The following is a 25677-nucleotide window of genomic DNA, read 5'->3' as shown; positions in this document are numbered from 1 at the left end:
TGATATCTCCTCCATCCGTCATGCTGAACTTGTTTCAGCACCCCACTTGCTAAGTATACTTCATGCGGCTTGTCCTGTGGGTTCCCGAAACAAGTTCGGGATGACGTTATTTTTTTACCCTACGATTCCAACTCCAAAATCTGCTCGGCCAGGGCTTCCCACTTGTCCTGCATTTGTTTCAGTTCGGTTTGTTTAGCGCTGTAGGCAGCATTGGTTTGTTTTAGTTTTCCGTTATCGCTGTATATTTTTTCGTCGGCAAGTTGCATTTCAAATTGCTTTACCTCTTTTTCGAGGTCGGCGATTTGCTGCTCCATTTTAGCCAGGTCCTGGTTCAGTTTCTTTAATTGCTGATGCTTGTTTTCGCCTTGAGACTGTTTAACAGGCTCTGGCTTTTTCTCTTCTTTTTTGGGTTGAGGTGCAGGTGCAGCTGCTTTGGGTTCCAGTTTACGTTTGGCATACCATTCGTCAAATTCGGCATAAGTACCCGGATAAATTTTAATCTTTTGATCTTCTATAAACCAGATCTTGTTGGCTACGTTATCAAGGAAATACCTGTCGTGCGATACCACAATGAAAGTACCCTCGTACTGGTCAAGCGCCTGGATCAGGATATTAACCGACTGCATATCCAGGTGGTTGGTAGGCTCATCCAGTACCAGGAAATTAGCATCAGCGGTAAGCGCCTTAGCCAATGCTACACGTGATTTTTCACCACCCGATAATACCTTGATCTTCTTGAACACATCATCCCCGGTAAACAAAAACGAACCTAAAATGGTACGCAGCTCGGTATCTGTATGCTTAGGTGCAAATGATTGCAGTTCCTGCAATATCTGATTTTCGAGGTGTAAAGATTCCAGCTGGTGCTGGGCAAAAAATGTAGTAGTTACGTTATGGCCGGTGGTTACTGTACCAGTGTAATCTTTATCGGCAGATGCAATAATGCGCAACAGGGTTGATTTACCTTTACCGTTGGCACCGATGAGTGCGATTTTATCCCCTTTTTCAATTACAGCTTCGGCGTGGTCAAGAATATCGATAGCAGGGTATTTTTTGGTGATATCCTCTAAAGTGATCACGTGCCTACCCGACTGTTTGCTGAAACGGAAAGCGAAGTTAACGGATGGATTATCGTCATCCACATCGTCAATACGCTCCATTTTATCCAGCATTTTGATGCGGGACTGCGCCATTTTAGCCTTAGAAGCTTTGGCACGGAAACGTTCGATCAAACGTTCTTCCTGTTTAATTTTCGATTGCTGATTTTTAAACTCACCACGCTGAATTTCTTCACGCAGGGCTTTTTCTTCGAGATAGAAAGAATAATTACCTGCGTAAACGGTCAACTTGCCCTTCCGCGATTCAACCGTACGATTGATCACTTTATCCAGGAACCACCTGTCGTGCGATACGATGATGATAGCACCGGGGAATGATTTCAGGTAATCTTCCAGCCATTGGATAGACGGTAAGTCAAGGTGGTTGGTAGGCTCATCCAGCAGCAGGATATCAGGTGCCTGTAACAGGATCTTGGCCAGCATTACACGCATGCGCCAACCGCCCGAAAAGGTACTCAGCTTGCGTTTGCAATCCTCGTCGCTAAAACCCAAGCCGGCTAAAATCTCATGGGCTTTATATTCGATATTATAACCATCGAGCAATTCAAACTCGTGCTGCTTGTCGCTCAGTTTATTTAATAGTTCTTCGCTATAATCCGTTTCCAGCTTTTTGAGCAGGTTCTCGATCTCATCGTGCAGCTGATTTTGGCGCTCGAAGGCTTCCATGGCCACATGTACGATGTTTTTATCGGATGAATATGAAAGCAGATCCTGGTTAAGGTAACCCATAGTAAGGTCCTTAGCCATTGATACCGTTCCGGAAGTAGGCTTATAGTCGCCTACAATAATTTTTAAAAGGGTAGTTTTACCTGTACCGTTGGCACCAATTAAACCAATTTTTTCACCGGGTTTAATATGCCAGTTGGCTTCATCATAAAGGGCCCGCGCACCAATCTCGAACGTAAGGTTATTTATAGCAATCATTTATGCGCAAAGATACGCTTTTTTGAGGTGAAAGGCTAAAGAGGTGAAAGGCGAAAGGTAAAAGGCGAAAGTTTTTTTAGGAAGAGGTGAAAGCAAAAAGGTAAAAGGAGAAAGGTCTTTAAAAAGCGATAAATAAAAAGGCAAAAGATACCCCAAGAAGCATGCAAAACTGCAGCTACCTTTTGTCTTTCAGCTTTAGCCCTTCACCTTTTATTTGCAAAGCCGCAGCTACCTTTTGCCTTTCACCTTTATCCTTTTACCTTCTAAAGAGCTCCAACTGCTTTCAACCAGGTTTGGGCCATAAGGGCTTCGCCGGCTACGCTGGGGTGTACGCCATCAAGGTTCCAGTAAGTTGCCGGTGCTGTTTGCTCGGCTTTATCAAATGCCGATTGATAAGGCACAAATACCGCGTCGAACTCTGCAGCAATATCCTTAGCAGCTTTGCGAAACGAATCAAACGTTGGGTACCATTTATCATCAACGGCCTTCACATTTTTTTCGGCAAAGGGTTCGCAGATCACCAGTTTAATATCGGGCAAGGCCTGTTTGGTGCGGGTTAGCAATGCCCTATAGTCGGTAATGTAAGTATCTATTGTGCCTTTGTAACCGTTGGTAAGGGTGTGCCAAAAGTCGTTTACGCCTATGTGGATGCTTAGTATGTTTGGTTTAAGGGCGAGGCAATCAGTATCCCAGCGCTCGGCAAGCTGATATACTTTATTGCCGCTGATACCTTTATTGTAAATCTTCAAACCTTTATCAGCATGTTTAAGTAGCAATTGTGAAGCAGTTAGCAAGGCATAGCCCGAACCTAAAGCACTGGTAGTATTCGGTTCGGTTTTGCTATGGTCACGCCCCCAGTCGGTAATGGAGTCGCCCTGAAAAAGCACTACATCGCCTTGGTTAAAAGTTAGCTTTTTTGCAGGTTTTTCGGCAGCTAAAGCCGATGAAACAATTGATGGTATGCCCATAGCTGCAAGCGTGCCTACAGCAGTGGTTTTTAAAAAATGACGACGGTAGTTTTGTTTGGTATCTTTCATTTGAGGATTATAAAGGTATTTGCCGAAAATACTGATTTAGTGTAACTATTAAAATTTTGTTGGGTTCTGTATCAGTATTTGTAAAAGGAATATTACGTGCATCACTACTGCAGCAACGGTTCTTATTTATCAGCCACAAAATTTATCGGCTTTGCCGGATCAAAGGTAACATACACCCGTTTCCAGGGCTCATCATCCATCAACCGCCATTTGTGCGCAGTTCCCGTAGTATCCTGCGCGATCAGTATTTCGCCGGGCTCAAGTATAAATTTTTCGCCGGGATAGGTTTCAAATTCAAGCGTACCGGTAAGGGTTATCACGTACTGATTTGTAGGGGCATTATGGTAATCATAAAATGCATGCGGTTCCGATTCCTGAAACCTAACCGCAAAGGCTTCATTAAGTGTCCCTAAATCAACCATCCCTTTTTGTATATGTGAATGACCGTCATCACCGGTATATAACCTGTAGGCTTTTATTATACAGGCTAAACTAACATTTAACTGTTAATACTACCTGCCCCTTGTGTATTTATTGCAAAACAGTTGCTTTATTGAGCATTAATGTTTATTTTATTTAGTTTTAAAGATTATTCATTCACAGTAAAACTTAGGCTTCCTTTAAGGGTTCAGATAATATTATGTCCGTAGCTGTATCTACCAAACGTTTTCAATTTTTCCCATACCTCATCAGTTTGCTGATTGTATTATTTATTGGTTTTGTTGCCTCACTGGTAACCCGGCCCGAAATTGCCGGCTGGTATAGCACACTCAAAAAGCCATCGTTTAACCCACCACCCTGGCTGTTTGCACCGGTATGGACTGCAATTTATATTATGATAGCGACCGCCGCTTATCTTGTATGGAAACACCGCAGCCGTAAGCCGGTTTACATTATTGCCCGTTCGATATACTTTATTCAGCTTATTTTAAATTTTTCGTGGTCGATAGTATTCTTTGGCATGCATCAAATAGCCGCAGCTGCGGTTGTAATCATTTTACTGTGGCTCAGTATTGTGGCAAACATTAACTGGTTTAATAAATTTAGCCGTATTGCTTCGTGGCTGCTTGTGCCCTATTTACTATGGGTAAGCTTTGCCAGCATACTTAACGTGAGTATTTATTTCCTTAACCGATAGCTCATAAAAAACACTATTTTTATTGCAGATAATTACAGCATCGATAAAGAATCTCTCTATCAAGCCATGAAAAAACTTTTACTTATTTTTTGCCTTATTACAGCGGCACACAGCTTTGCTTTTGCCGATAAAACCGCTATCAACAACTTTGTAGTTAAAGAAAACCCCTTTGCGGTTGACGAGGTAGCTGTAGTTGCAACCGATACGGCAGGCGTAATACAGGAAAATGTAAACGGCGTTTTCACCTTTGTAATGAATGGTTTTACCGAAGAACTTAAGTTTGACAAAGGCACGGCTTTTTACCGCCACAAGCTTGATCGTTCAACCTTCCTGTACGCCAAACACATGAACGATTCTGGCACACATGCCATACTATACTACATTTACAAGCACGACAGTAAACTAAGTCCATTCCATATCAGCTGGGTATTACTGATAGCTATCCCTCTTTTACTGGTGTTGCTGGCTTATATGTTTAAGCGGTTCATCATTATTGCTGTAGTAATATTTTGTATCTTCCTGTATTTCAACTACCACAACGGATTAAGTATCCCAACCTTTTTTGAAAGCATTATTGACGGGTTGAAGAATATGTTTTAAGCGTTGAGCGGAAAGCCGAAGGCTGAAAGCACAAAGCTTTTAAGGAGAGTTGAAAGCTAAAGTAGTTAAAATCTTTATTTCTCTTACTGCTTTTAGCTTTCTGCCTTAAGCTTTAAGCTCCTTAAAAAGGTAATCCAATACCAAAGTTCAACTGCATAAAGTTGTAATCTTCTCCGTTGGCTGCTTTGTAAGCTTGTTTGAATGAACCTTTGCTAAACAGTTCGCCGGCATGGTTAATCAGCACCCATTGATTAGCTCCGCTAAATTGCGGGTCTTTAAGTTTAAAAGCGGCATCAAGCCGAAAAACGAAGAAGCTTAGGTCGAACCTCAGCCCTGTACCAATACCTACAGCCGTTGAGCTTAAAAAGTTGTTCAGTTTAAACTGCCCGTTGGGGTTATCAGGCTCGTCATGCAAGCGCCATACATTACCGGCATCAACAAAAACCGCACCTTTAAGTTTCGCACCAAAAAAGTTATTTGCCAACAGGTACCGGTACTCGGCATTGGTGATAAATTTAATCTCGCCAAACTGATCAAGATATTTCAAGCGGGCACGGGTATTAACGTCAGTTCCATAAAATGAAGCGCGGTTAAATTGTCCCGGGCCTAATGTGCGCGGCAGCCAGGCCCTGATATCATTGGCTCCACCTGCATAAAAATTCTTTTCAAAAATAAGCTGATTGCTATTACCGTAAGCGATTCCTATACCCGGGTTTATGCGGAAAACAAATTGTTTTTCGCCGCCAAAGTTTCGGTAGATGCGCATATCAAGCTCAACTTTGGTATACTGCGCAAAAGTATATCCAAAAAGCTTGTGTTGCCCAAGAGTATCTTTAGGAGCATTGGTGAGATTGCTTACCAGGTTAAGAAAATTTCCGCCAATATCTAAACTCCCCCGGAAATAGGTAAAATTTTCATAACCATTAAGCTTTATGGCATTAACCTGATAAGTGTATTGGCTACCGGATGTAAAAACCGTACGCCCGATCAAATAAACATAGGAGTACCTGTTTTGCTTAAGCAGGGAATCTCTGGCAGCCGGATCAATTATACCTCTCGAAAACTCAATGTTAATGGGCGTAATAGTATGCGTTTTATACGGCGTATCAAAAAAGTCGTAAGTGATGGAATTGATAAAACTTTCGCGCTTAACCAAATCTTTTTGGTAAAACAATGAATAGTTTGATGAAAACGTGGTGTGCGGAACCGCAAATTTACCAAGAAACGGAAATTTGAACGGAAGCAAAAGTCGCGGATAGACAAGCTGTGCCCCTACCCTAAACTCCTGGTTTTGAATACTGCTGTGATCATTACCAACAGTATTGCCATTATCAAAAAGGATGCTCCAGTTAACTTTTAGCTGCAATATAGCGGCCTGTTTAAATAAATTCCTGTCGGTAAAAGTATTACCCACGTTATAACCAAAACGACCGCCGCTAAAAAGCACCTCACCTTCTACACGGTCGCTCATCCGTTTAAGCGGCACAATATCTATCCGGGTATTAAGCCTGTTAGAGCTATCCTTCAGTTTTTCGTAAACGGGGTTGGGCACATTTCTGAAAACATTTAATTCGGATAAGCGAGTGGTGGTGCGTGTTTGCTTATCAATATCGTATATTTCGCCTTTTTTCTGAAAAACGTAATCGGTTACTACCCTGGGTTTAAACCTTTTTGAGTAGTCAACAAACCTAAACTGTGAATCAACTTGTATCGTATCAACTTTACCCGGCGTACGCCCCTGGCTGTTTGATATCGTAATTAATGTATTGTTGATAGTATAAACCGGGTGCTGTGTTTTCCCCGCCGGATTATCAATGATCATTTTTACATCAACCACACTGCTGTTAAAGGTAGAATCATAGGTAAAATTGATATACTGCCTGTAAAAGTCGTAGTAGCCGTTATGCTTCATCAGCAAATAGAGCTGATCGCGGTCGTAAGCTAAACTATCAGTGTCAAACCTGCCGCCCGGCTGTATGTGTGATATCCTGTTGCGGTTACCATTATACAATGCTTTAATATTATTATCGGCAATACTATCAGTAAATTTGCGGATGCGGAACATAGGTCCCTCATTAGCAGTAAAAATCAGCTCAGCCTTTTGCTTTTTTATCACTACACTGTCGGTGACCTTCGCTTTCAGGTAACCACGGCTGCGGATGTATTTCTCCATCTGTACACGCGAGTACTCGATCAGGTTACTATCAACAACAACGGGGGCTTCGCCTATATTTTTTTTTCCTTTATTACTAAAAGTATAGTACAACTGCAGATTGAGCCAGTTATTGGGTTGTTGCTCCTTATCCACATAATTTATAGCGGTTTCCGCAAATTGCTCGTCAATACCTTTTATAGTAATTTTGCGCACCAGTGCCTGGTCTTTGCGGATGCCACGGGTAATGCTGCAGCCCGAACCGATAATAACCAGTAAAATACTTAATATTGTAAGGCGGTAAACAGCAGGCTTAGTATATGCTTTCAAAATCACAGATCAGTTTATTAAAATCCTTACAACATAAAAAATTCCGTAAAGAGCATGGCTTGTTTTTGGTTGAGGGTTACAAATCAGTTGTTGAATTTGTAAACGCTGCATACCAGGTTGATGCCATATACCATACATCCGAAATTGCTCCAAAAATGATGAATTTATCCCGAAAAATAAATTTTCAGGAAATTTCATTGACCGATCTGGAAAAGATCAGCAGTTTGAAAACCCCGCAGGATGTAATTGGTTTGATTAAAATACCAAAATGGCCCCGATTAAATTATAACTTACTGAAAAACAAGTTTTCGCTGGTACTTGACGGTGTGCAGGACCCTGGTAATATGGGCACCATTATCCGCACGGCCGACTGGTTTGGCATTACCGATATTATTTGCTCAGATGATACCGTTGATGTTTATAACCCCAAAGTGGTGCAGGCTACCATGGGCTCATTAGCACGGGTAAATGTGCATTACGGCGATTTAACAACTATCCTCCCCGAAATAAAGCTTCCTTTATTTGGTGCCATGCTCGATGGCGAAAATATCTACAGCACCAATTTCGGCTATGAAGGTTTACTGGCTATGGGCAACGAGGGTAATGGCTTACGCCCTGAAATACAGCAGTTAATAAATAAAAAAGTAACTATACCCCGGATAGGGTATGCCGAATCATTGAATGTAGCGATAGCTACGGCCATATTATGTTCAGAAATAAAAAGAAAATCGTTCAAATAAATTTGCCCGCTAAAAATAATTACTATCTTTGCAGTCCTTAAAAAAGGGTCGGATGGCCGAGTGGCTAGGCAGAGGTCTGCAAAACCTTTTACAGCGGTTCGAATCCGCTTCCGACCTCAGGGTTAAAAAAATTTAAAATAAAAGACAATGGGCGTTACTCGTTTAAAAAGAAAAGACAGGAGAAATAAAACTTTTTCACGCTTGGAAGTACAGTTCTTAAAACTGGCTACTAACCTTGAATACGGAAGCCGTTCTGCTGAGTCAAAACACAGCCAGATAGCTAAAAACAATGCAGCTTTAGATATCGCATTAGGCAAATAATTCTCTCTTTCTTCGGAAAAAAAATTTAAAGTCCTGCCGGTTTCCGGCGGGACTTTTTTTGCATTATGATTTTGAACCATGATTGTCAGGATTTGAGGATGGACTTGATATTTTCTTCCAAAGCCCATGTCCTTACGGATTCAGACAAAAATATCATTCAATAAACTAAAAGGCATAGGGTCTCCGCGATGAAACGGGGATATCCGGCATCAAAATGTATATTTCAGGGTAATCCTCAAATCCTAAGAATCACGGTTCAGAAGCTTCCTGTTAATCCTTCCAATCAGCCCAGGCCCTTCATAAATAAAGCCAGTATAAAGCTGTACCAAAGATGCACCTGCATTCAGCTTCTCAATGGCATCCTCCGCAGAGTGGATCCCCCCTACCCCGATAATGGGGAATGATCCGTTAGACTTTTTATGCAGATAAGCAATAACTTCTGTTGAGCGTTTGGTAAGTGGTTTACCACTCAAACCGCCGGTTTCCCCTTTTAATTTCGATGGAGATGAAAGGTTTTCCCGGCTGATAGTAGTATTAGTGGCAATTACCCCGGCTATGCCTGTTTGCTGCACAATATCAACAATATCGTCCAGTTGGGAATCGGTTAAATCGGGCGCTATCTTTAGCAGGATAGGTCTGCTGATACCATTTTTACTATTACGTTGCTGTAATGTATTCAAAATTTCCATCAAAGGTCCCTTTTCCTGCAGGGCACGCAAACCCGGGGTATTGGGTGAACTTACGTTTACTACAAAATAATCAACTACATCAAACAGGCGGTCAAAGCATTTAATGTAGTCGCTAACAGCATCCTCGTTAGGGGTAACCTTGTTTTTACCGATATTGCCGCCAATGATCAGTTGTTTGTTGATATTTTTAGGATCGCGCCTGAAGGCGGCGATTCGTTCGGCAGCTATGTCTACACCAAAGTTATTGAAACCCATGCGGTTAATGAGCGCGCTGTCTGCCGGCAGGCGGAACATGCGTGGCTTTTCGTTACCAGGTTGCGGCAGCGGTGTAACAGTACCAATCTCAACAAAACCAAAACCAAGGTTGGCCATTTCGCCCATCATTTCGGCGTTTTTATCAAAACCTGCAGCCAGTCCAACCGGGTTCCTGAACTTCAGACCAAAAACCTCGCGTTCAAGCTTCGGATCTTTTACATCCCACATCGCTTTACTTAACGATGCACCACCCGGAAAACGATTAAAGCGCTTCAGGTTGCGGGTAACAAAGTAATGCACATTTTCCGGATCGAACTTAAACAGGATGGGTTTTATCAACTGATACATGCCGCGAAGTTAGCACATTTTTGTGATGGTGAATAAATGTATGGGTATAACCGGTATCTGTTTCATCTCTGTGATATTACGCTGTGTTGCCCCCCTCCCTGCCTGACAAGGGCGAAGTGCATCTAAATCAAATTCAGGTTTCGTCAATCCATTTTTAAACTAACACATTTTGGCGAAGCCATTAAAGAGTTTTGAAAAAATAAAATAAAAAACATAGTACTATGTATTGTATAGTACCATGTTTAATATTAACTTTGTTTTAGTCGAAAGAAAAACAAGTTGAATATTATTAAAATGGACACTAAACCGCTACTCTATACCGGCATCATTATTCCCATTGTATTTTGGCTTTCAACCATTGTTTGCGGGTTTGTGCATGGTAATTACAATCATTTCAGCAATACAATCAGTGAGCTGGGCGCTATCGGCACAAAATCTGAAACGCTGATGGAAACATTTACGCTGCTCAATACAGTGCTCAGCGTGTTTTTTATGGCGGGCCTGTTTATTGCTTGCAGCCAGTTGGGGCTTAATATCCTGCCGGTGTTTGGGGTGATAGGTTTCCCTATCATGTTTGGCTGGGCGGCTATATTTCATGCAGGCAACCCGCTGCATTCGGCATCCGGGCCGGTGTTTTTACTCCTTTACGCAGGTGCGCTGCTTTCTGCTATCTTATGGCGGGGAGAGGAGTTTAGACAGATCAGGAAGCTTTCGCTATTAAGCCTGGGTATTATGCTGCTCATCTTTATCCGCTTCATTCCTTCGGCTACTATTCAAAACAATTATACCGGGCTTATTCAAAGATTGGCCCACCTGGGTTGGTCGGTTTGGTTTATATCGCTCGGCTCCTGCTTTATTAAACTGCTCAACATCAAAGAGCAGCGTCAATTAAAATAATCAACATTAAAAAAAACAACAACATGAAAAAATTATTAGGTTATGTATTGGTTGTCATAGGTTTGATAGCCTTATTAGATGCCTGCCACATAGGCGGAAGGCATACAGTGATTTCTGAAAACGCTGATGGTAGAGTAAGACGGATTGAATACTGGGGGCACGTGTATTTTACCGCTGATAGCACGGGCATCAGCAGGATCTCGCCTAATGGGAAGGTAAAATACAAAAATAATGACTTTGAAATAAGTGCCGAAAGCGATTATAACGGGCGTATTACCTATCAGTTTAATGATGGCGAAAAGAAAAAAGAACTCGATAATAATGAGAAGTCCTCATTAGCAAGCGCCGTACGGGATATGATGAAGATAGGGCATTACGCTAAATAACTATTATATAAGGTAAGTGTAGCTTACAGTTTACTTACCCCCTCCTGTGTTCTTCTCTGCGTTGCAAAGCGGGCAAAAAACACCTCCTCTCTTTATGCTTATTTAGAGAGGAGGTAACGAGCATAGCGGTGCCGGGGGGAGTAACGGCAATTATTTCATCCGTACATATACCTCACTATACCCATCGGCTATATAAATCTCATTCAGGTAAAGCGTATCGTGCCTTATGAGGTATGAAACCGGGCGAGTATCAAGCGTAGGCCCGGAGATCAATAATATATCTGCCTTTTCTGTTGGGCTATATTGATAGTTTGGAGTAGTGCGAAAATTGCCGCTAATCTGTAGCACGTTGTTTTGGAACCTTTTGAAACTGCTATCAGCATAAAATTCATTTCGAATATTGTAGCCGCTGCTTTGTGGCGTAACGGTAAAGCCGCCAATACCGCCAACTGATTTTATCCAGCGCCATTTGCCAACAATACTGCTGCTGCCCGGGCCGGGAAGATCGCCTTTATTACAGGCGGTTATACTACCTAATAAAATTATGGATACTGCTAACAGGATAATTTTCATAATTGTGGGTTTATAAGATACCTTACGGTACAGCACATGGCTTTGCTACAATAAGTTGTAGAATAATTTAAAGAGAAATGCTTGTTATATATTCAGCAAAATTCTTTGTATCATTAAACCATGATTATTGTAATACAGTGTAAAGACAAAGTGGGCCTAGTGGCGGCCATATCTGCAACATTAGCCAAACACCTGCTCAATATAGTTTCCATGCGAGAGCATGTTGATCATAACGAAAATGTTTTTTTTACGCGCCTGGAAGTTGAACAAGGCGACGACGCCAGCCTCGAAGATTCATTACGTAAGATACTGCCCGAAGGGGCTTATATTTCAGTAAACCCTGAGCCCGTGAAGAAAGTGGTTGTACTGGCTACCAAAGAGTATCATTGCCTGAGCGACATCCTGGTGCGTAACCACTTTAATACCCTGGGCGCAAGTGTGCAATGCGTTATCGGTAATCACGCCAAGCTGCAAAACATATGCGAGCGATTTGACATTCCTTTTTATCATATCAGCCATGAGCAGGTAAGCAAGGCTGAATTTGAACAAAAGGTGATTGGTACCATTAAACGATATACTCCTGATTACGTGGTACTGGCTAAATTTATGCGGATCCTCTCACCCCAATTTGTGGCTGAATTTCCGATGAAGATCATTAATATCCATCACTCGTTTTTACCCGCGTTTATAGGTGCCAATCCCTATAAGCAGGCGTTTGAACGGGGTGTGAAACTCATAGGGGCAACAGCGCACTACGTATCAAATGAGTTGGACGAAGGGCCGATCATTGCCCAGCAAATTGTTCCGGTAAACCACTCATATAGCTGGACAGACATGGTAAAAGCCGGCCAGGAAGTGGAAACTGCCGTATTAGCCAAGGCCCTAAAGCTTGTTTTTGAAGACCGGGTATTTGTGTATAAGAACAAAACGGTAGTGTTTGAGTAAACTCACCCGCCAATGTTCGGGATAGTAGCGATACCAGCTAATGCCAGGCTAAGCTTGTTATCGGCGTCCTTGCATGTTTCTTTAAATTCTGAATAGAATTAATCCCGGCCTACAATTTTTTTTACCATTGTAGGTTTTCGCCGGTTAAATAATCTTCAGCGTGTAACTTATATTATAACGTAGTATTTACTTTTAACTTTGTTCAAGTGCCGTTGGCATCTTATCTAAATATTACTATGAAAAAACTGCTTTCTTTATTATTTATGGCTATACTTTCTGTTTCAGTAAGTTATGGCCAGCATCAGCTTACTATTGCCACGTATAATTTACGCAATGATAATGCTACAAATGATGATTCTGTACGAGGCAATGGCTGGAAACAGCGCCTGCCGGTTATAACGCAGCTAATCCGCTTTCATGACTGGGATATTTTTGGCACCCAGGAGGGGTTGGTACACCAGCTTAATGATTTAAAACAGGCCATGCGCCAGTACGCTTATACCGGCATAGGCCGGGATGATGGTAAAACTGCCGGCGAGTTCTCGGCCATTTTTTACAAAAAGGATAAATTTAAACTACTGAAACATGGCGATTTCTGGATGGCACCGATCACCAACAAGCCCAACAAAGGCTGGGATGCCGCACTTCCAAGAATCTGCTCATGGGGATATTTCCAGGAGATAAAAACCGGGTACAAGTTTTACTATTTTAACCTGCATATGGACCATATAGGTGTTGTTGCCCGCCGTGAGAGCGCAAAACTGGTATTGAAAAAAGTGAAAGAGTTAGGCGGCAACTCGCCTGCTATTTTATCGGGCGATTTTAATGTTGATCAAACGTCTGACAGCTACGCGGTAATCAATAACTCGGGGACGTTGAAGGATAGCTATGAGCTATCGCCCATAAAATATGCTACCAACGGTACTTTTAATGACTTCGATGCTAATGGTAAAACCAGCGGCCGCATCGATCATATTTTTGTAACCAAAGATTTTACGGTAAAGAGATACGGGATCTTAACGGATACCTACAGGGCAAAGGCTAAAGGATCGGATAAATATGAGGCTAAGGAGCCCAGCGACCATTTCCCGGTAATGATAATGGTGGATCATAAATGACCCACCATACCAGAGATTTAGTTGATTGATTGAACTAAAGATTTTTATAAAAATCACTTCACTATAAGTGTAGCAATTGAGTGCGGCAGGGCAGTAGTGCCTGCCGCTTTTCCTTTTATCCAAAGGCTGTAATCTATTTTTTCGTCGGTTTTGTTCATTACCACCACCGCAATTGAGCCATCGGGGTTTTGGTAAGCGGTTGTTAACAGCTTATCCCTGCTGGCCACCGCGCTAATGCGTTTTGCACCGGGGTGAATATATTTAGAGAAATGGCCTATGTAATAGTATGAACTGGTGTAGATGAGGCTTCCGTTGCGCAGGTCGGCATGTACCGGGGCAAAGCAAAAGTTACCTACGTGATTTGGCCCGCCGTTTTCGTCAAGCAAAACGTTCCAGTCGGTCCAGGCAACGGTACCGGCATTAAAGTCATTGATCATTGAAAGGCCGTAACGTTCGCCAAGCGACCAGTCATTGATCTTGTTGAAATCAAATTTTTCGATACAACCTTCGGTAAATACCAGGTTTTTGCCTGGGAATGCTTCATGGGTACGGCGGGTAGCTTCAAAATTTTGGCCTGCCCCGGTCCAGGTTTCATACCAATGGAAACCGATACCCCAGATATATTTGGCCGCTGCAGGATCTTCCAGGATAGTGCTGGCGCGTTGGTAAAGCAAATCTCGGTTATGGTCCCAAACTATCAGTTTTTTATCGGCCAGGCCTCGTTTTTGCAAGGTTGGGCCTAAAAAGTTCTTTACAAAATCACGCTCCTCTTCGGCAGTATACATGCATGATTCCCATGTTTGCTTAGCCATCGGTTCGTTTTGTACCGAAAGGCCCCATATAGGAACCCCTTCTTTTTCATAAGCTTTAATAAACTTAACGTAAAAGTTGGCCCAGCTTTGATCAAATTCCTTTTTGAGCTTACCTCCATGCAGTACATCGTTATTATCTTTCATAAAAGCGGGAGGGCTCCAGGGTGATACAAACATGGTCAGTTTACCTCCCGCAGCCGCTGCGGCCGCTTTAATAAAAGGAATCCGGTAGGTTTTATCATGACTGATATCAAAGGTTTTTAAGTCCTTATCACCATCTTTTACATAGCTGTAACTATCGCTCGAAAAATCACAGCTTTGAATATTGGTGCGGCCAAAAGAGTAACCAATGCCTTTGGCTTTATTATAGTAAGCAGTTAAAAATTCCTTTTGTTTATCTTTTGGCAGTTTGGCATAAGTTTCGGCTGCCGCATCTGTAAGCGCACCGCCAATTCCTATCATCGTTTGGAATGTTTTGGACGGATCAATAAAAACCGCCACCTCTGTTTCCGCGGGTTGAGGCTTATCTGCAAACTTCAGGGTTTCGGTTTCTTTAAATTTATACCCGGCCTTTTGCTCAGAGACAATCACCTTGACCGATTTGCCCGTTACTGAATAAGGCGCTTTACCCTGAGCGCTGACAAAGCCAATCTTTAATAATCCGCCCGCGATCAAACAGGCAATTAAATACTTTTTTTGCATGAGTTTAATTAATAGGCTTACCGGCTTGGTTACAAGCCTGGACTGTGGCTAACCGGAGTTGTCAAATTTATTAAACTTAATTAAAAAAAAGCAAAAATCACGATATAAATTATCACCTCAAAAGGTCGTGCCGGGCTAATTGATACGCCTTAATACCAAATTTTATCTTAGTTTAATCAATTGATAATAAATACATTGAACGATAACTCGTATAGAAATTGCTTACAAATTTGATGCGCTAAAATGCATTTTAAATTATAGTGTATTTTTTACACCGGCTATTGTTTTTGAGCCTTAATTTCTTCCTCAATGCGCAGACTTTCTTTATGGATAGCATTCATAAGTTCTGTAATGAATGTGGCGGAGAGCCCTTCCTGTTTTCCGGCTTCGACAGTTTTCTCCAGTACCTGTTTAAAACGGTCGGCTTGGAGGGCCGGTATATTGTTTTTTGCTTTGTAAATGCCTATCTCTTTTACTACCCTCTCGCGTTCGCCCAGTAAGGCTATCAATTTTTTATCTATGGAATCAATTTTGATCCGGTTGTTTTGTAGTGGATTGCTGGCAGAAGTTTGGATCATAGGTGTTGATTGGGCGTTAACTAAACTGTACCGGATCATACACACTAAAAATAATATAAAAGCGCGGTTAAATGATTTCATATCAGACGATTTTTTGAGGCAAATTTATAGAAATAACCTTGCTGTTAATGGATTGTTTCGGGATTGATGCAGAGTTACTCACTTCTGATATCACTACACTCGTTACCTTTTTATTTGATGCTCCCTCATTTCTTTTCATTTTTTTAATAAGCTAATTTCTCAGTGATAATAAAAAGGACCGAAGAGCATAGGCAGGTCAGGTCAGCCGTGATGTGTGATGTTAATACTCGTTCAAAGAATTTGCATGTACCTACATATATACAAATTAATTTCCTAAATTTGAATAAAACATTTTACCGGTAAACCTAATTTTTGATATGGATTTTTTTAAAGCGATATACGAGCATATTACTGGATTTTTCGGCCTCGGCGGATTGTATACCATTATCAAATCGGGCGATTATGGCAAACTGCTTACCTATGATGGTATTACGGCTTTGTTAGGCCCTATGCTACCTGTATTGCTGGTGTTTGAGATCATCAGGGGCGCTTTTTACAAAAAATTTAAGGTGATCCATTACAAGATTTCTTTTTGGACATATGTACTAAATGCTTTTATAGGCAGCGTACTTTCCATTGCCATGGTGGGATTTTGTATCGGCTTTTTCTCGAGGCTTGCCATTTTTAAAACAACGTTTACCTGGTACTGGTTTATTTACGGCTACATAGTTTGGGAGTTTGCGCACTTTTGGTACCACTATCTTGCACACAAAGTGAGGATCTTATGGTGCCTGCATTCAACCCATCATGCGCCCGAAAGCATGAACCTTTCGGTTACGTACGCCCATTTTTTTCTCGAAGGTCCCTATGCAGATCTCATACGTACCAGCATCTGTATTTTATTGGGTGTAAACCCGCCGATGTTGTTTGTGATCATGTTTGTGGATGGTTTTTGGGGATCGATGATCCATATTGGTGAAAACCTTGTTGATGATGGGCGCCTCGGCTTCCTGAACAAAATTGTGCTCACACCATCGCACCACAGGGTACATCATGCCCGCAATCCCTTATATATGGATACCAATTTCTGTAACTTGTTACCGATATGGGATAAAGTTTTCGGCACCTTCCAAAATGAAGACCGCAAGATCCCTATTGAATATGGCATCAGTCGCCCCATGATTAAAAACAGCTTTTTGGATGCTTATTTTGGCGAGATCATAGCGCTGGCCAAAGATGTACGCAAGGCGCCCGGTATTAAAAACAAGTTTCTGTACGTTATAATGCCGCCCGGCTGGAGCCATACGGGCGATCATAAAATGACAACAGTGGTTAAAAAGACCTATTTTGAATCGCTTGAGGAGCAAGAAAAAACTGATAAGGTAAAAGAAAGTAAAGCTGAAGTTGTTTAAAACCCATACTATGAAAGTGTCATTGAGGTACGAAACAACGAGCCTCACCCAACCCTCTCCAAAGGAGAGGGCTTAAGAGTTTTTCAAGTCTCCCCTCCCGGGGGAGATTTAGAGGGGCATTCAATTCTCCAGCACTGCCCTGCGGCAATACTTACTCCTGTAATCTTGTGGGGTTAACCCTGTTATCCGTTTAAAAATCTTTCTAAATGTCTTTAAATCATTGTAACCAACCTTATACATCAGCTCACTGATATTGAAATTGGTCTTCTCCAGTCCTTTTTTTACCGATTCGATCTTTACCTTTTGCAGGTATTCCATCGGTGTATTCTGCGTGGCACTTTTAAACCGGCGAATGAAATTACGCTTACTCATATTGGTTTGTCCGGCAATCTCCTCTACCGAAATAGGCAGGTGGTAATTATTTTCGATAAACAACTGCGAACGCATGATTTCCTGGTCTTCATGTTGGTGCTGCCCTTCAAACACTTTAAAGTGTGCCTGGCTGGTACGGTCAATATCCAGCGAAAACATTTTACTGGCCCAGATGCCGGTATCCCTGCCGCAATATTTTTCAATCAGGTACAGGATCAGGTTCATGCTTGAAAAAGCACCGCCACTGGTATAAGTCCCGTCTTTATCGGTGGTTACCATATCGGGTAAAATATTCACATCCGGATAGCGGCGTTTCATATCATCAACAGCAACCCAATGTGTAGTACAGGGTTTGCCGTTAAGCACACCTGCTTCGGCCAAAAAATAACTACCGAAACACAGGCTGGCCACTTCCGCGCCCTTATTGTACATGTCCCTTATAAAATCAATCAGGTTTTTGTTTTTACGCATCACTAAATCAGGCGGACCATAAAACGCAGGGGCTATTACCAGATCGATATCTTTGATCTCATCAATGGTTTTAAAACCGGTAAACTGGGCAGGGAAATAAAGCAGGTTATTATTTATTTTTTCACCTACAAGCATTATACTAAAGGCCTCGGTTTTGCCGCTTTCTACCAAAAAACGGTTAGTATGCCTCACCATATCCAATACGCCCGATATGGTTGAAAGATTAATGTCTTCGTGAATAAGCAGCGCTATTTCTTTCATTTGTTATAATTCAGGTTATTACAAATATATAAAAGCACCCGGTACAAAAACATGCGATAAGCCTTAAAAAACGCTCATCATTAGTAAAAAGCTATCACTTAACCAGTTTAAAATTAAGCGTTTAAACATCAACTCAAAATTTCAGCTATCTCTTCAAAGCCCTTTTCGCGGGCGAGGTCGGCGGGGAGTTTGCCGCCTTCCATGCGTATAAAAAGCTCGGCACCATTTTCCAGCAACAGGATAATGAGTTCCAGGTTACCATTTTGTGCAGCCGAATGCAGCGGTGTGGCACCGGCCTGCTGTATCACATTTACCTTCGCACCGTTTTCAATCAGCATACGGGCAATCTCAGTATAATTACCTGCCGCCGCCGAATGAATTGGAAACACGTTGAAACCATTATTTGATTGCAGGTTAACATTTGCGCCTTTGAGCACCAGGTAGCGCGCAACATCAAACTGCCCAAAATAACAGGCAAGCCCTAAAGCAGTAAAGCCATCTTCGGCGTAATCATCAAGAGTATTTGGGTTAGTAGTAACCAGGTGGGCAACCGTATCAAATTTGCCGGCCGCAGCCGCTTCAAACAAACTAATATCGTTTACATAATTTAACAGTAAACCGGTAACCTCCGGCTTTTTATAATAGCACGAAAGCATAAGCGGCGATACCCTGAGGCTTGTTTTTTGAGTAGCCAGCGCAGGATCTCGGCCAAGCAGGGTATTGATACTATCTAAATCGGCTGAGGCGATATATTCTTCCAGTCTTTCTATGCTCATTACTTAGTTAAGTAAAGCGTTTACTATTAACGGTGCTATTATATTCACTTTGTTAAATTTACGTTTATGTTACGGGTAAATGTTGTTTTTCAATTATACTAAAAAATTAAAAATGTTGCCAATAAGTTATATAATCTGTTAACTTTATATTGATTCGGCCTGTAATTTTTTGCAGGTTACTGAATCTTATATAAAATATTTACCGGGTGTAACTGCAAAGTTCACATAGGTGAAATTTTACGTAAGTTTGCACATAAACGATTGTTACATCAGGATGCCGGCAAAAGGAAACCAGTTTAGATCAAATAATTTCAAGGGAGAAAATCAGCCTCGCCAAAGCGGCAAGGCCGAACAGGAACGGGCGAAAGGCAGGAAATTACCTAAACTGCCCAGCTTTGACTATGACTATGAAAACGGCAAAGCTGTTAAAATAGCAGGTTTGTTTTCACTGCTATTATCCATTTTTTTTCTCATTGCTTTTACATCATACCTGTTTACCTGGCAGGAAGACCAAAGCTATATTTCCAAAACAAACGGCGGCTGGCATAACCTTTCAACAGGCACTACCGTTCATGAAATTGCCGACCTGAGCGATCCAACCATCAGGGCGCAAAACTGGCTGGGCAAGTTTGGCGCGTTATTATCCAATCAGTTTATTTATGAGTGGTTTGGCGTAGCTTCATTCCTTTTTATTTTTGTGTTTTTTGTTGTAGGATATCGTCTGCTTTTTAAAGCGAGGCTATTTTCTATACGTAAAACACTTGCATATTCGTTATTCAGCATTGTTTTTATTTCTGTGGCGATAGCTTATTTTCATTCATTTGTGATTGATTATCCCCACTACCTTGAAGGCGGTTTCGGTTTTTGGACCAACCGCTTACTTGCGGCTCAGATAGGTGAAGCGGGTACCGGCGGATTGCTGGTGTTTTTGGCGCTTACCGTATTGGTAATAGCCTATAATATCGACTTTAAAATACCCCAGCGTAAAAATCGTCCGGTTGCAGCTATGAGTGTAGATGAGATAGCACCTGAACCTGTTGAACTGATTGATGAAGAGCCATCAATGCCGCTTGAATGGCCCCGGGGCAATAACAACATCCGCGAAACCCATGTAAGCAGCATCATGCCCGAGCCCATGGTACAGGAACCGCTTATACCTCCATCACCGCTTAGGCACCCTCCTATGGAGCAAATGCCCGGATATCATGAACCTGTGGTGTTGCGTCCTGAAAATACAATTAAACACGAACCTGAAGAGGAAGAAGAAATCCCACTCACCATTGATACCAACAGGCCATTGCCCGAATTAGATGTTGAACAGGCTGATGAAGCCAAACAGGATGACCTGCTAAGCAAATTTGGTATATATGACCACAAGCTCGATCTGGCTTCATACAAACTTCCGCACCTGGAGTTATTAGAAAACCACGGATCAAACAAAATTTCGGTCAATGCCGAAGAGCTGGAAGCCAACAAGAACAAAATTGTTGAAACGCTGAACCATTACAACATCGAGATTGATAAGATCAAGGCAACCATTGGCCCAACGGTTACCTTATACGAGATCATCCCTGCCCCAGGTGTAAGGATCAGCAAGATCAAGAACCTGGAAGATGATATCGCACTAAGTTTAGCCGCATTGGGCATCCGTATCATTGCCCCTATGCCTGGCAAGGGGACCATCGGTATTGAAGTGCCTAATCAAAATCCCGAGATGGTTTCGATGCGCTCTATCCTATCGACCGAAAAATACCAGAATACCACGATGGACCTGCCTATCGCTTTAGGTAAAACCATATCTAACGAAGTATTTATTGCCGATTTGGCCAAGATGCCACACTTACTGGTTGCCGGAGCCACCGGCCAGGGTAAATCGGTTGGTATTAACGCCATCCTGGTATCGCTGCTGTATAAAAAACACCCTGCCGAGCTCAAATTTGTACTGGTTGACCCTAAAAAGGTGGAACTTACGCTTTTCCGTAAGATAGAAAGGCACTTTTTGGCTAAGCTGCCTGATGATGGCGATGCCATCATCACCGATACCAAAAAGGTAGTAAACACGCTCAATTCGCTTTGTATTGAAATGGACCAGCGTTATGACTTGCTGAAAGACGCGCAGGTACGCAACCTGAAAGAGTACAACGCCAAATTTGTAAACCGTAAGATCAGCGACCCTGAAAAACATCGTTACCTGCCGTTTATAGTTTTGGTGATTGATGAGTTTGCCGATTTGATGATGACTGCCGGTAAAGAAGTAGAAATGCCTATTGCCCGTATTGCGCAGCTGGCACGTGCGGTGGGTATCCATTTGGTTATTGCAACGCAGCGCCCTTCTGTTAACATCATTACCGGTACTATCAAAGCAAACTTCCCGTCAAGGCTGGCCTTCAGGGTACTTTCTAAGATCGATTCGCGCACCATTCTGGATGCCGGCGGCGCTGATCAGTTGATCGGTCGTGGGGATATGCTATTTTCAACAGGTAGCGACCTGATCCGTTTACAGTGTGCATTTGTGGATACGCCGGAGGTTGAAGCTATATCTGATTTTATCGGCAACCAGAAAGGTTATCCATCGGCCATGTACCTGCCCGAATATGTGGGAGAAGGTGAAGCCAGCAGCGGCGCCAAAGAATATGACCCGGACGACCGCGACCCGATGTTTGAAGAAGCTGCCCGTTTAATTGTACTGCACCAACAAGGCTCAACATCGCTTATCCAACGCAAAATGAAACTGGGCTATAACCGCGCCGGCCGCATTATTGATCAGCTGGAAGCAGCCGGAATTGTAGGCCCGTTTGAAGGCAGCAAGGCCCGTGATGTACTCTATCCCGACGAATACAGCCTTGAGCGCTACCTCGAAACACTGCAAAAACCAATTAAAGATTAAACCAAGCAAAATTTAATTACTCTAATCCAATAACTATTAATAACAATAGTTGTTGTTGAATAAAACTGAATGAAAAAGATCATAGCATATACCATTTTAACAATAAGTACATACAGCACTGCCTTTGCACAAAAAGACAGCCAGGCAAAAGCGATTTTAAACCAGGTAAGCCAAAAATACCGGTCGTACGATGTTATTAAAACTGATTTTACCTTTAGCCTGAATAACCAACAGGCCAATATTAAAGAAACACAAACCGGCACCCTGATATCAAGGGCGAAAACCGGTAAATACCGCGTTACCCTTTACAGCGCAGCCGCAAAACCCGAAGTAGACAAAGAAATTTTGAGCGACGGCAAAAACCAGTGGACATACCTTAAAAAAGATAAAGAAGTACAGGTAAGTGACGCTGACAAAAGCGGCGACGGATTGAGCAACCCTGCCCAGATTTTTACCATGTATGAAAAAGGGTTTAAATACCTGTACACCGGCGAGCAAAAGATATCAGGTAAAACTTACCAAAATATTGAGCTTACACCCGAAGATGATAAAAAAGCTATTTTTAAAGTGAAGCTTACTATCGATAAAGTAAAAAAACAGCTCTACAGTGCTTTGCTGTTTGATAAAAACGGCAACAGGTATACTTATACCGTGCGTACCTTTACCCCCAACGTACCTGCTCCTGACGCTACTTTTGCATGGGATGCCAAAGGTCACCCGGGTGTTGAACTGGTGGACTTGAGGTAATCTTTCTTAGATGTGCGATTTGAGATATTTTGAAGCGGGGGGGTTACCTCCCGTTTTTTTTATTTTAATTATTTTGCCGCCGCTCGCCTCTTGGCGAGTGGCAACTATTACCAGGCCTCTGGCCTGCGTTAAACACCTGATTTATTTGATCCCGGCGGCGGGACGCCGCAGGATAGTTGCCACTCGGCAGGAGCCGAGCGGCGGCGAAGAGTTGTTTTTATTACAAAATTAACTCCTTAATTTTCCCTAAAACAGCCTCTACCCTTTCCTCAACAGTTGTATCACCTTCTATAATCAGCAAAGGAGTTGTGAGCTTATTCATCCAATTCTTATGCGAATGCAGGCTTCGGCTGTTGGTGATGAGCTCATCATAACCGCGTGCCCAGTCAATAAATTCATTATAAAGCTTATTTCGCTCCCTATCGGTATAGATAATATCGCCATAACGTTCAAGCTCTCTTTGCTGCAAACGCCAAATCCTGATGGCTGGCGGGATATATAAAAATACCGACAGATCAAATCGCCAGTTATTGTTCCAGTTGATGACGGACCCGCCAAGGATCCAGTTTTCATTACCGGCCATTTCACTGTTAATCATAGCATTTCGTTCTTCAGGCGGTCGCCGGTTAGTAAAAGGAGGATCGGAAGGGAACCAGAAATAATGATCGCTGTCGAAATACGGGTAATCAAGTCTCTCGCTCAAAGTTTTGCCCAGCGTAGTTACCCCTGAGCCAGATGCGCCGAAGATGTTGATATGCACGGGTTGTTATATTTAAGTTCAAACTTACTCTTTTCCGACCTTAACCCTCCGCTCCATTACCTCTTTCCAGGTGGTTAAAATAAAGCCTTTTTGTTTAAGATAAGCTTTCAGGCGAGGATCGGTCATGGCCAGCAGGTCGCCTTTCCGTTTCTGGCCTTCGTTACAGATATTTTTAAATTGCGGCGACGGTTGTGTGCAGTGCATCAGTACCATCGTTAATCCCGGCGAAAAACGGTCGAAGTTTTCGATATAGTGGTCTGTGTACCATTTTTGCAGTTCCTTATCAGTAGCCTTGTCAATATCGGGCATTACCCAGTCATAGCTTGAATTATCGAGATCGTCCAGTACCGGCAAACCTCCTTTCCAGACTACGTCGCCAAGCTCACGCGCTTTTGCCAGTTCGGCAGGTTCGGGTATCGTCATTCCTTCAGTATATTTACCATCTTTTTTAAGCTGTGCTATCGTAGCATTCTTTGCTTCCTCGCGGTAAAAAAGATCCTCGCCTCCGGGCAGCATTACCGGTATCTTTTTTTCAATGCCGAGGTTAATATATTTTTCGAGAAAAGCCGGCTTGGCAAATAAAGTACCCATATGCGAGTCGAGATGGGTTGGTATAAAGCCCATGGTTAAGGCACGGTCAAGCTGGGCGCGGATCTCCTTATCAATCTCATCGGCAGTAGCATGGAAATAAACGGCGACTACTCCGGGCCAGAAAGCGCCTTCTTTATCAATCAGTCCCGGAACTGTTGCCTTACCCGCAAGCGGCCCCCATCGGTAATTTTTCCATTCGGAAGTTAAGGTTAAGTGCAGCCCTGCATCAATTCCCGGGTGCTGATCCATATAATGCTTAAAATCTGGTACCCAGGGGCAGGGCATCATCACACTGGTTGAAGTGGCTATACCCTCACCAATGGCTTTCTCCACCCCTTCGTTTGATTCGTGCGACATACCGGCATCGTCAACATGCAGGATAATTACACGTGCGCCTTTAGGCCAGCCAAGCTTTTCGGCATAGGTTTTGGTTTGCTGTGCATAAACGGCAATGCTAAAAACAATGCCTGTTGCTATGAGCAGTAAGTTCTTCATCCGGATGGTTTTAGGTTATAAAAGGTAAATAAAAATAGAAATTTAATTACCAAATGTGACATGCAAATGCCAATTTAAGCCCTGCAAATACACCCATTTTTACTACTTTTGAAATTAATGCTTCCCGCAACTAACCATACACTCGAGAAACTGGAACTGCTGTTAAAAACAGCCGGTTATAAAGTGCGTTATGAAAAGGGAAACTTTAAAACCGGTGCCTGCCTGCTGCTTAACAGTAAAATGATTGTGGTAAACCGTTTCTCTAATCTGGAAAGTAAGATCCTTGCTTTGGTTGAGCTATTGCGCGAACTTGAGGTAGATTACAAGCTGCTTGATGATAAACAGATTACATTTTTGCAGGAAATTAAACAAACTAAACTGCAGCTGTGACCATAACATTTTTAGGAACCGGAACATCGCAGGGGGTACCTGTTATAGCATGTAACTGCGAGGTATGCCTCTCAACAGATAAGCACGATAAGCGGCTGCGCAGCTCTGTTTTAATTGAGGCGGAAGATAAGGTTATTGCCATTGACTCGGGCCCCGATTTCAGGTACCAAATGCTTCGTGAAAAAGTACAGCACCTTGATGCTATCGTTTTTACACATGAGCATAAAGACCATATTGCCGGTATGGATGATATCCGCGCGTTTAATTACAAACAAAACGCCCCGATTGATATTTACGCTGATGAAAGGGTGCAAAAAGCCCTGGTGCGTGAATTTCCCTATATTTTTGATGGCACGGGTTACCCGGGCATTCCGCAGGTAAACATGCACATTATTGCGCTTGATCCCTTTATGATCGGTAATGTTGAGTTCGTCCCTATCGAGGTGTTTCATTACAGATTGCCTATAAAAGGTTTCAGGATTAAAGATTTTACCTACCTCACCGATGCCAAAACAATTCCGGATGCAGAAAGGAAAAAAATAAAAGGCACAAAAATATTAGTGATCAACGCCCTGCAAAAGGAAACCCATATTTCCCATTTTACGCTTGAAGAAGCCATAGCTTTTGCTAACGACATTGGGGCCGAAACCACCTACTTTACACATATAAGCCACAGGCTGGGCAAACATGCTGACGTTTCCAAAGAGCTGCCTGCAGGCATTGAACTGGCGTATGACGGCCTGAAACTGACTATTTAATATCGATATCAATCCACGGTTTTAAACGGCAAGCATACATTTACAAAGAACTCGAGCCTTTACTGCAAGCAAC

General features: G+C 42.5%; 25 protein-coding genes and 1 tRNA gene. 14 read left to right on the top strand and 12 right to left on the bottom strand.

Annotation, left to right across the window (positions count from 1 at the left end; all coding sequences use genetic code 11):
• Positions 1-119: 119 nt before the first annotated feature.
• The 3 genes from abc-f to J3L18_RS01930 form a co-directional block, all read right to left on the bottom strand.
• On the bottom strand, positions 120-2042 hold the full coding sequence (gene abc-f / locus J3L18_RS01940; protein WP_129570532.1) for a ribosomal protection-like ABC-F family protein: 1923 nt from the start codon (positions 2040-2042) through the stop codon (positions 120-122).
• 263 nt (positions 2043-2305) lie between these two features.
• Positions 2306-3079, bottom strand: coding sequence for an SGNH/GDSL hydrolase family protein (locus tag J3L18_RS01935; protein ID WP_129570533.1), 774 nt, complete (start codon positions 3077-3079; stop codon positions 2306-2308).
• Positions 3080-3201: 122 nt separating this feature from the next.
• Positions 3202-3501, bottom strand: coding sequence for a cupin domain-containing protein (locus tag J3L18_RS01930; protein WP_223266225.1), 300 nt, complete (start codon positions 3499-3501; stop codon positions 3202-3204).
• Positions 3502-3719: 218 nt separating this feature from the next.
• Here J3L18_RS01930 and J3L18_RS01925 point away from each other — a divergent pair, with 218 nt between their 5' ends.
• Together J3L18_RS01925 and J3L18_RS01920 are read left to right on the top strand one after the other, a co-directional pair.
• Positions 3720-4217 carry a TspO/MBR family protein gene (locus J3L18_RS01925; RefSeq protein ID WP_129570535.1) on the top strand — a complete coding sequence of 166 codons (498 nt, stop codon included), beginning with the start codon at positions 3720-3722 and terminating at the stop codon, positions 4215-4217.
• 66 nt (positions 4218-4283) lie between these two features.
• Complete coding sequence (locus J3L18_RS01920) at positions 4284-4817, top strand: hypothetical protein (protein ID WP_091175120.1); 534 nt, start codon at positions 4284-4286, stop codon at positions 4815-4817.
• Positions 4818-4938: 121 nt separating this feature from the next.
• Here J3L18_RS01920 and tamL read toward each other — a convergent pair whose 3' ends face one another.
• Positions 4939-7299: a translocation and assembly module lipoprotein TamL gene (gene tamL, locus J3L18_RS01915; RefSeq protein WP_129570536.1), complete on the bottom strand. Its 2361-nt coding sequence runs from the start codon at positions 7297-7299 to the stop codon at positions 4939-4941.
• Between tamL and J3L18_RS01910 the strand changes: the two genes are divergently transcribed.
• The 3 genes from J3L18_RS01910 to J3L18_RS01900 all read left to right on the top strand — a co-directional run bounded on the left by J3L18_RS01910 (position 7290) and on the right by J3L18_RS01900 (position 8360).
• A complete protein-coding gene (locus J3L18_RS01910; protein ID WP_129570537.1) occupies positions 7290-8039 on the top strand; it encodes a TrmH family RNA methyltransferase in 750 nt (249 codons plus the stop codon). The two genes, tamL and J3L18_RS01910, sit on opposite strands and share 10 nt — an antisense overlap.
• 46 nt (positions 8040-8085) lie before the next feature.
• Positions 8086-8156: transfer RNA gene (locus J3L18_RS01905), tRNA-Cys, on the top strand.
• 30 nt (positions 8157-8186) lie between these two features.
• On the top strand, positions 8187-8360 hold the full coding sequence (locus J3L18_RS01900) for a spore protein (RefSeq protein ID WP_090527770.1): 174 nt from the start codon (positions 8187-8189) through the stop codon (positions 8358-8360).
• Between the two features lie 242 nt (positions 8361-8602).
• Here the strand turns inward: J3L18_RS01900 and J3L18_RS01895 are convergent, their stop codons facing one another.
• Positions 8603-9652, bottom strand: coding sequence for a quinone-dependent dihydroorotate dehydrogenase (locus J3L18_RS01895; RefSeq protein WP_129570538.1), 1050 nt, complete (start codon positions 9650-9652; stop codon positions 8603-8605).
• Positions 9653-9946: 294 nt separating this feature from the next.
• Between J3L18_RS01895 and J3L18_RS01890 the strand changes: the two genes are divergently transcribed.
• On the top strand, positions 9947-10549 hold the full coding sequence (locus J3L18_RS01890; RefSeq protein ID WP_091175110.1) for a DUF998 domain-containing protein: 603 nt from the start codon (positions 9947-9949) through the stop codon (positions 10547-10549).
• Positions 10550-10572: 23 nt separating this feature from the next.
• On the top strand, positions 10573-10935 hold the full coding sequence (locus tag J3L18_RS01885) for a hypothetical protein (protein ID WP_091175107.1): 363 nt from the start codon (positions 10573-10575) through the stop codon (positions 10933-10935).
• 150 nt (positions 10936-11085) lie between these two features.
• Here J3L18_RS01885 and J3L18_RS01880 read toward each other — a convergent pair whose 3' ends face one another.
• On the bottom strand, positions 11086-11508 hold the full coding sequence (locus J3L18_RS01880) for a hypothetical protein (protein WP_129570539.1): 423 nt from the start codon (positions 11506-11508) through the stop codon (positions 11086-11088).
• 120 nt (positions 11509-11628) lie between these two features.
• Here J3L18_RS01880 and purU point away from each other — a divergent pair, with 120 nt between their 5' ends.
• Together purU and J3L18_RS01870 are read left to right on the top strand one after the other, a co-directional pair.
• Positions 11629-12453, top strand: coding sequence for a formyltetrahydrofolate deformylase (gene purU, locus J3L18_RS01875; protein WP_091175103.1), 825 nt, complete (start codon positions 11629-11631; stop codon positions 12451-12453).
• Between the two features lie 236 nt (positions 12454-12689).
• Positions 12690-13571, top strand: coding sequence for an endonuclease/exonuclease/phosphatase family protein (locus J3L18_RS01870; RefSeq protein ID WP_129570540.1), 882 nt, complete (start codon positions 12690-12692; stop codon positions 13569-13571).
• Between the two features lie 53 nt (positions 13572-13624).
• Here J3L18_RS01870 and J3L18_RS01865 read toward each other — a convergent pair whose 3' ends face one another.
• The gene (locus J3L18_RS01865) at positions 13625-15085 is read right to left on the bottom strand and encodes a glycoside hydrolase family 30 protein (RefSeq protein WP_129570541.1); all 1461 of its coding nucleotides are present in this window, start codon (positions 15083-15085) and stop codon (positions 13625-13627) included.
• Between the two features lie 278 nt (positions 15086-15363).
• The gene (locus J3L18_RS01860) at positions 15364-15744 is read right to left on the bottom strand and encodes a chorismate mutase (protein ID WP_129570542.1); all 381 of its coding nucleotides are present in this window, start codon (positions 15742-15744) and stop codon (positions 15364-15366) included.
• 317 nt (positions 15745-16061) lie between these two features.
• Here J3L18_RS01860 and J3L18_RS01855 point away from each other — a divergent pair, with 317 nt between their 5' ends.
• Positions 16062-17096 (top strand): sterol desaturase family protein, encoded by a 1035-nt coding sequence (locus tag J3L18_RS01855; RefSeq protein WP_129570543.1) that lies wholly within the window; start codon positions 16062-16064, stop codon positions 17094-17096.
• 120 nt (positions 17097-17216) lie between these two features.
• On the opposite strand, the gene J3L18_RS01850 is transcribed toward J3L18_RS01855, so the two are convergent.
• Complete coding sequence (locus J3L18_RS01850; RefSeq protein ID WP_129570544.1) at positions 17217-18200, bottom strand: GlxA family transcriptional regulator; 984 nt, start codon at positions 18198-18200, stop codon at positions 17217-17219.
• 128 nt (positions 18201-18328) lie between these two features.
• Positions 18329-18976, bottom strand: a complete 648-nt coding sequence (locus tag J3L18_RS01845; RefSeq protein ID WP_090527806.1) for an ankyrin repeat domain-containing protein — start codon at positions 18974-18976, stop codon at positions 18329-18331.
• Positions 18977-19250: 274 nt separating this feature from the next.
• Between J3L18_RS01845 and J3L18_RS01840 the strand changes: the two genes are divergently transcribed.
• Together J3L18_RS01840 and lolA1 are read left to right on the top strand one after the other, a co-directional pair.
• A complete protein-coding gene (locus J3L18_RS01840; protein WP_129570545.1) occupies positions 19251-21863 on the top strand; it encodes an FtsK/SpoIIIE family DNA translocase in 2613 nt (870 codons plus the stop codon).
• Positions 21864-21932: 69 nt separating this feature from the next.
• Positions 21933-22610, top strand: a complete 678-nt coding sequence (lolA1, locus tag J3L18_RS01835) for an outer membrane lipoprotein periplasmic chaperone LolA1 (RefSeq protein ID WP_129570546.1) — start codon at positions 21933-21935, stop codon at positions 22608-22610.
• 220 nt (positions 22611-22830) lie between these two features.
• Here lolA1 and J3L18_RS01830 read toward each other — a convergent pair whose 3' ends face one another.
• Complete coding sequence (locus J3L18_RS01830; protein WP_129570547.1) at positions 22831-23370, bottom strand: AAA family ATPase; 540 nt, start codon at positions 23368-23370, stop codon at positions 22831-22833.
• A gap of 24 nt (positions 23371-23394) precedes the next feature.
• Positions 23395-24456, bottom strand: a complete 1062-nt coding sequence (locus J3L18_RS01825; protein WP_091175081.1) for a polysaccharide deacetylase family protein — start codon at positions 24454-24456, stop codon at positions 23395-23397.
• A 117-nt stretch (positions 24457-24573) separates the two neighbouring features.
• Here J3L18_RS01825 and J3L18_RS01820 point away from each other — a divergent pair, with 117 nt between their 5' ends.
• Both J3L18_RS01820 and J3L18_RS01815 read left to right on the top strand, forming a co-directional pair.
• Entirely contained in the window at positions 24574-24846 is a 273-nt protein-coding gene (locus tag J3L18_RS01820) for a hypothetical protein (RefSeq protein ID WP_091175078.1), read from the top strand.
• Entirely contained in the window at positions 24843-25604 is a 762-nt protein-coding gene (locus J3L18_RS01815; RefSeq protein ID WP_129570548.1) for an MBL fold metallo-hydrolase, read from the top strand. The genes J3L18_RS01820 and J3L18_RS01815 overlap by 4 nt, the downstream gene beginning before the upstream one ends.
• Positions 25605-25677 lie beyond the last annotated feature (73 nt).

It is taken from the genome of Mucilaginibacter gossypii (genome assembly GCF_017569325.2).
GTDB lineage: Bacteria > Bacteroidota > Bacteroidia > Sphingobacteriales > Sphingobacteriaceae > Mucilaginibacter > Mucilaginibacter gossypii.
Note: the sequence above shows the minus strand (reverse complement) of the source record. Positions and strands in the feature narration are given on the sequence as shown.

What these genes read in the sequence shown, in the direction of transcription:
- abc-f (WP_129570532.1), bottom strand. Translation starts at nt 2,042, where the DNA reads ATGATTGCTATAAATAACCTTACGTTCGAGATTGGTGCGCGGGCCCTT.
- J3L18_RS01935 (WP_129570533.1), bottom strand. Translation starts at nt 3,079, where the DNA reads ATGAAAGATACCAAACAAAACTACCGTCGTCATTTTTTAAAAACCACT.
- J3L18_RS01930 (WP_223266225.1), bottom strand. Translation starts at nt 3,501, where the DNA reads ATGGTTGATTTAGGGACACTTAATGAAGCCTTTGCGGTTAGGTTTCAG.
- J3L18_RS01925 (WP_129570535.1), top strand. Translation starts at nt 3,720, where the DNA reads ATGTCCGTAGCTGTATCTACCAAACGTTTTCAATTTTTCCCATACCTC.
- J3L18_RS01920 (WP_091175120.1), top strand. Translation starts at nt 4,284, where the DNA reads ATGAAAAAACTTTTACTTATTTTTTGCCTTATTACAGCGGCACACAGC.
- J3L18_RS01910 (WP_129570537.1), top strand. Translation starts at nt 7,290, where the DNA reads ATGCTTTCAAAATCACAGATCAGTTTATTAAAATCCTTACAACATAAA.
- J3L18_RS01900 (WP_090527770.1), top strand. Translation starts at nt 8,187, where the DNA reads ATGGGCGTTACTCGTTTAAAAAGAAAAGACAGGAGAAATAAAACTTTT.
- J3L18_RS01895 (WP_129570538.1), bottom strand. Translation starts at nt 9,652, where the DNA reads ATGTATCAGTTGATAAAACCCATCCTGTTTAAGTTCGATCCGGAAAAT.
- J3L18_RS01890 (WP_091175110.1), top strand. Translation starts at nt 9,947, where the DNA reads ATGGACACTAAACCGCTACTCTATACCGGCATCATTATTCCCATTGTA.
- J3L18_RS01885 (WP_091175107.1), top strand. Translation starts at nt 10,573, where the DNA reads ATGAAAAAATTATTAGGTTATGTATTGGTTGTCATAGGTTTGATAGCC.
- J3L18_RS01880 (WP_129570539.1), bottom strand. Translation starts at nt 11,508, where the DNA reads ATGAAAATTATCCTGTTAGCAGTATCCATAATTTTATTAGGTAGTATA.
- purU (WP_091175103.1), top strand. Translation starts at nt 11,629, where the DNA reads ATGATTATTGTAATACAGTGTAAAGACAAAGTGGGCCTAGTGGCGGCC.
- J3L18_RS01870 (WP_129570540.1), top strand. Translation starts at nt 12,690, where the DNA reads ATGAAAAAACTGCTTTCTTTATTATTTATGGCTATACTTTCTGTTTCA.
- J3L18_RS01865 (WP_129570541.1), bottom strand. Translation starts at nt 15,085, where the DNA reads ATGCAAAAAAAGTATTTAATTGCCTGTTTGATCGCGGGCGGATTATTA.
- J3L18_RS01860 (WP_129570542.1), bottom strand. Translation starts at nt 15,744, where the DNA reads ATGAAATCATTTAACCGCGCTTTTATATTATTTTTAGTGTGTATGATC.
- J3L18_RS01855 (WP_129570543.1), top strand. Translation starts at nt 16,062, where the DNA reads ATGGATTTTTTTAAAGCGATATACGAGCATATTACTGGATTTTTCGGC.
- J3L18_RS01850 (WP_129570544.1), bottom strand. Translation starts at nt 18,200, where the DNA reads ATGAAAGAAATAGCGCTGCTTATTCACGAAGACATTAATCTTTCAACC.
- J3L18_RS01845 (WP_090527806.1), bottom strand. Translation starts at nt 18,976, where the DNA reads ATGAGCATAGAAAGACTGGAAGAATATATCGCCTCAGCCGATTTAGAT.
- J3L18_RS01840 (WP_129570545.1), top strand. Translation starts at nt 19,251, where the DNA reads ATGCCGGCAAAAGGAAACCAGTTTAGATCAAATAATTTCAAGGGAGAA.
- lolA1 (WP_129570546.1), top strand. Translation starts at nt 21,933, where the DNA reads ATGAAAAAGATCATAGCATATACCATTTTAACAATAAGTACATACAGC.
- J3L18_RS01825 (WP_091175081.1), bottom strand. Translation starts at nt 24,456, where the DNA reads ATGAAGAACTTACTGCTCATAGCAACAGGCATTGTTTTTAGCATTGCC.
- J3L18_RS01820 (WP_091175078.1), top strand. Translation starts at nt 24,574, where the DNA reads ATGCTTCCCGCAACTAACCATACACTCGAGAAACTGGAACTGCTGTTA.